Annotated in this window: 2 protein-coding genes; both read right to left on the reverse strand. The window is 50.5% G+C overall.

All coding sequences use genetic code 11. The features are described 5' to 3' along the window. Nucleotides 1–377: 377 nt before the first annotated feature. Complete coding sequence (locus tag IE099_RS20495; RefSeq protein WP_189574662.1) at nt 378–914, reverse strand: hypothetical protein; 537 nt, start codon at nt 912–914, stop codon at nt 378–380. Between the two features lie 133 nt (nt 915–1,047). Beyond that, entirely contained in the window at nt 1,048–1,602 is a 555-nt protein-coding gene (locus tag IE099_RS20500) for a hypothetical protein (protein WP_189574664.1), read from the reverse strand. Nucleotides 1,603–1,713 lie beyond the last annotated feature (111 nt).

Here is a 1,713-nt window from a genome sequence, read left to right on the forward strand (position 1 = left end):
AGTATACCTCGAACTCGGTGTCCTCAAGCTCCGTCAACGCTTCGAATCACCCATCGCGTAGAACCTTCGTCACCTCGAACTCGCCAAACTTCTCCACAGCCAACCACAGAATCCATCAACTGTGAACTCGCCTACCGCGCACTGCCAACCACCGAACCGAGACGCCGAACTCGCCTACCGCGCAAAACCTCGTTACTGAGCATCCGTCACCGCGAACTCGCCATTCAAAACAATGCAAAGTCCGCAATGCTTACATTGGATAACGTTCAAGCCCTGCCAAACCGTTCGTTCAGCGAGCTTTCACTACTTCTACAGCCTACAAACATGCTGTCAATCGCCAACTCGCCAGCGCGAACGGGTTTGGCAGCGGCGCATTGTTAGCTGTTCCTATCGGCGAAGAATCTCTGGAGGTCTTCGGGCATGATACCGCCAATACTGAGGCGTGACAGACGTTCCGATTCTGTGTCCCCGTGTTGATGATCAAGAATGCAGGCTAAAAAATCGTCCGTAGTCGCTATTGCGCCTTCTTCACGAAAGGTCTTCGTGAGACTCTGAGACACGCGAGAAATTAATTCGTAGTGCTGTTCGATCACATTGTCCCATTCCGACTCCGGTTTATCCCTCAATGCCTCCATTAAAGGCTCATATTCACTCGCCATAGCATCTGTCGCTCCGTCGAGGCCATGCAGCCATTCTGGGGGTGACCACTTGTCGTACAAGTTCAAATTACCACTCCTAGAGTTGATTGAAAGATAGGGAGGATAGAATGCGCTTCCGTCTGTGTAGAAAAGCCAGAATCCGGCGACGTATACATCTTCTAGCTTGGAATCAGTTACAGCCCGATCGATTTCCTTCCTAGCAACCACTTCCCACCTCGACTCAATCTGGGAAAGGATTTGAGCAATGGTCTGCATATTTTCAGCTAACGTTCTAGCACACCCAATCCGACCGACTCAGCGCGCTTTCGATAGTTCTACCACGTCCCCTCCTCCAGTCAAGCCTCCGACTCGCCAGCGCGGTCGGATTTGTGGTGCTGCGCATTGTTCGCTATTCTGGAGACTCCTCCTCGAAGAGATGCCCAACCTTGTAGGTTTTGGGAGACGCGTTCACACAGGAAGAGAATCTTTTCTGCTCGAGAACAAGTTCTTCAGGACCGTCTGGTTCAAATTTTGCAAATAATGACATTGTGTCGTTGTCCTCATCAAATGACATCCTGAGTCCAAAGCAGCCACCTACGGTGGTCTGCATCACTCGTCCCCAGACAAATATAGTCTCTCCGTTATTCTCGTAGTCGTGACCGCTGTAGACATAAACGTGAAATGTTCCCGAGTATGAACTATCACTGTAGTTTCTGGCTATCACGATAGGCCTGGCTCCAACCTCTCTTCGATCTACCTTAAAGTTCTCTTCTAGCCCTTTAAGTGCCTCACCAAAGGAATTCTTGGATGCGTAGACAATTTGCGGGTCGGAGGTGGCAGACTTAAGCATGCTCTCGGACCAAGTTCCATGCTCGTCCCACTCAATCTCCACCGAACTTGAACTACGTTTCTCGCATGACGCTACCGAAAGGGAAAAGATTAGAGCGAATGTTTTGATGCTCATTTTCTAGCGAACGTTCAAGCACACCCAATCCGACCGACTCAGCGCACTTTCACTGGTTCTATCACGTTCCCTCCTCCAGTCAATCTCCGACTCGCCAGCGCGGTCGGATTT

This window comes from Roseibacillus persicicus (assembly GCF_014651675.1).
In the GTDB taxonomy this organism is placed as follows: Bacteria; Verrucomicrobiota; Verrucomicrobiia; order Verrucomicrobiales; family Akkermansiaceae; genus Roseibacillus; species Roseibacillus persicicus.